The 2,897-nt window shown below is 55.8% G+C and carries 3 protein-coding genes; all 3 read right to left on the reverse strand.

The window, feature by feature from the left end; translation table 11 throughout:
* Positions 1–129 precede the first annotated feature (129 nt).
* The 3 genes from HF854_RS12205 to HF854_RS12215 are packed head-to-tail and all read right to left on the reverse strand — an operon-like array spanning position 130 to position 2,844.
* The gene (locus tag HF854_RS12205; RefSeq protein ID WP_168936529.1) at positions 130–441 is read right to left on the reverse strand and encodes a hypothetical protein; all 312 of its coding nucleotides are present in this window, start codon (positions 439–441) and stop codon (positions 130–132) included.
* A gap of 2 nt (positions 442–443) precedes the next feature.
* Positions 444–1,271 (reverse strand): RecB family exonuclease, encoded by an 828-nt coding sequence (locus HF854_RS12210; protein WP_168936530.1) that lies wholly within the window; start codon positions 1,269–1,271, stop codon positions 444–446.
* Between the two features lies 1 nt (position 1,272).
* On the reverse strand, positions 1,273–2,844 hold the full coding sequence (locus HF854_RS12215; protein WP_168936531.1) for an SNF2-related protein: 1,572 nt from the start codon (positions 2,842–2,844) through the stop codon (positions 1,273–1,275).
* Between the last annotated feature and the right edge of the window lie 53 nt (positions 2,845–2,897).

Consider the following 2,897-nt stretch of genomic DNA (forward strand, 5'->3'; position numbering starts at 1 on the left):
ACGTATTGTCTCCACCCGCATAGCGGGTGGTTTTTTGTTTCGCGCCTGTCAGGCGCTCAACAGGCTAAAGCCCATAATAAAGGCCTGCATGGTTGGTATCCATGCAGGCCTTATTCTTAATCTGTGTGTTTAGCTGTCTCTTTTCAGTCCTTCCAGCAAGCCGTACTGGAAGTTGTCGAAGAACAGCACATGACACTTCGGGCATACCTGTATCAACGCCGAATGCGCCGCAAGCCGTTCCTGCGGCGTGGCCGTCGCCCGCGTCATGAGCATGGCCACAGCGTCGTCAGCATTGAAAACAGTCCCGCATACGGGGCACTTTCCCGGCTCGTCCTCCATCTTTTCAGCGCAGGGGAAGCACAGCTCTCCAGCCCCGAACCGGACTGACTCCACACGGGCCAGGTCGACCCCGCACCGGTCGCATTTCCGGCTTTTTTCCATGGTTACCTCCTGCCACGACACAGCCCCCAATAACCGCACCACTCGGGCGTACACGCCCAGGATGTCGGGTCGCACGGTACGAACACACCAGTAGTGATCAAACGTGCCGCTGATTCTACCAGCTGTTCGAAGTGGCCCGCCTGGCTCCCGTCGAAATGGTGCCTGAGCACACGCAGATTGGTGGCGTAGTCGGTAATGCCGGGATCCGTGCTCGGGCGCTTCATGGCCCTGCCGGATTCCTTGAGCAGATTATGGATCTCGATATCCCCGATCCCCGTCATAAGGGAGTAGAGGTTAAACTGCAAGGAGTTGCGCAGCCGCCCTGCATCCCAGCGCTTGCTGGTCACCTTGTAGTCCGCGATGCCTTCGCCGGCCTCTCCCGTCCCCGCATCGAACTTCTCGTGCCGAAGGTCGATGTACGCGAGCAGGGGGACACCGTCGCTGGTCTCGAACCGCACTTCCTGTTCGACTGCCAGCGGTTTTATGTGTCTGCCCACATTCTCCACATACAGGGACGTCATGCCGGGCAGGATGGCATGTGCTTCCTTTTTGTCAGCGTCGGTAAGTGTGTTTTCATTCCCGTCCAGCCACTCTTCGAATACGTCTCCGGTCAGTTCGGCCACCTGTGACGGCGTGAGCCTTGATGAACTCGACATGGCATCGGAATAGTACGTCTCGAACACCTTGTGGACGGATGACCCGAGGACAAGAGCTTTTCCCGGAGGAATGACGATATTCTTCACATACCGGAACTCGAACTGCTTCGGGCATGTCTGCAACATGCCGATGGAGCTCGCGGAAAGGTACCCGCGAGGAAGTTCGTACTTCATATTACAGCCACACTCCTTTCTTCGTCTCGGCGTTCTTCCTTTCCCCGAAATGGACACAGCCTTTTTTCAGGTATTCTATCCCTTCCTTCAGGCACAGCATGCAATGTTCACAGGTTGGACAGCGGATGTCCTTTTGCATGAATTCCTTCACATCTTTCTTGTGTTCAAGCAGCTCGACGACGTTCTCCTCGACGGTCCCCTTTGCGACATAGTCTTTCACGATGACAGGCTTCGTCTGTCCGATACGATAGTTTCTGTCCATACTTTGCAGTCTGGGCTCAAGCGACATGCCGTGAGAGTAATAAATGGTGCACGTTGCGGCATTCAGCGTGATACCGATACCCTGTACGGTTTGTCCAAGGAACACGCGTATGCTGTCGTCAGTATTGAACTTGCGCGTGCAGTCCTTTGTTTCCGGGGTCACGAACCCTATGCCTTTTTTTGTCAGCATTTCGGCTATGACCTTGATGTCCTGACGATACCAGGCCCAGATGATGATCTTCTCCTCAGGCCTCGAATCTGACAGGTCTTCCTCAAGGAGCGCCAGCTTGGAATTCTCCTTGAATACATGGACTTCCCTGTCCGTTCTTTTGGCAACCTGCTTCGTGCAACCTTTTCCTCCCGGATGGATACCTTCCGAGACGCAGGAAACGACGTGCCCGCATGAATTGCACGCATCATTGTCTTCGCCGACGTACAGGAAACCATTCAGCACCTGCATCGCCCGGGCTATTTTTACGACAGGCTGCTCCACGCCGAGAACCTTCCCCCCTATCCTGATGGTGTCGTTCGTACGGATACGCTCCAGGACATCGATGGCGGCGTCGGACGGCGTGTAATACCGTCTGACGATGGTTCTTTTGGGAAGGTCGATGCATTCGCTCCTCGACCGCTCGATGATGTGCGGCTGGATGTAGAGCTTGAGGATATCCAGGTTTTTGTACCCGGTGATCATGTGCGGATTATGTGCCGAGAAGACACAGAACAGCTGCTTGAACCTGTCGAACTTCATGCCGAGCATGGCCGGATCGAGGATGTGCATGGGCATGAAGAAGTCCGTGGGACGTCCGACACAGAGCGTACCGGACAGCAGGTAGACGCGCCCGGCGCGTGCCGCCAGAGTGTCGATGGCCTGACTGCGCAGGGATTCCGGGTTGAGGCAGCGACTGGCCTCGTCGATGATGATGTTGTCGAAACCCAGCCTTTTGAAGAACATCTCGTTGCTGGCGGCATCCCGGGCTTCACGGACGACAGAGCGCGGGAACGCATTTTGGGGGATCTTCGCCAGAATCTTGAGCTTGGCGGCTTTCGTCGCGTCACCACGCAGCGCGGCTTCCTCCCTGCTATCGAGCAGGTCGTCCTTGCGCCAGCTCTCCAGGTAGAAATCCCGCTTGTCCCCCAGCATCCACCATGCCTCCCACAGCTCGTCGTTGCTCATGCCGCAGACCCGTTTTTTCGGCGATGCCCTCCTGTCAGTGAGCATGTCGAACGTGGTCAGGAGGATGTCCCACTCTCCTTTCGCTATGGTTTCACGCTGGGCACGCCGTTGCTCAGAGCGCGTTTGGAAACTCATTTATCAATAATGAAACGTTTCAACAGTATGCTTGCCATGGCTATTTGAGTCAT

Source organism: Desulfovibrio piger, from assembly GCF_012843875.1.
Classification (GTDB): domain Bacteria; phylum Desulfobacterota; class Desulfovibrionia; order Desulfovibrionales; family Desulfovibrionaceae; genus Desulfovibrio.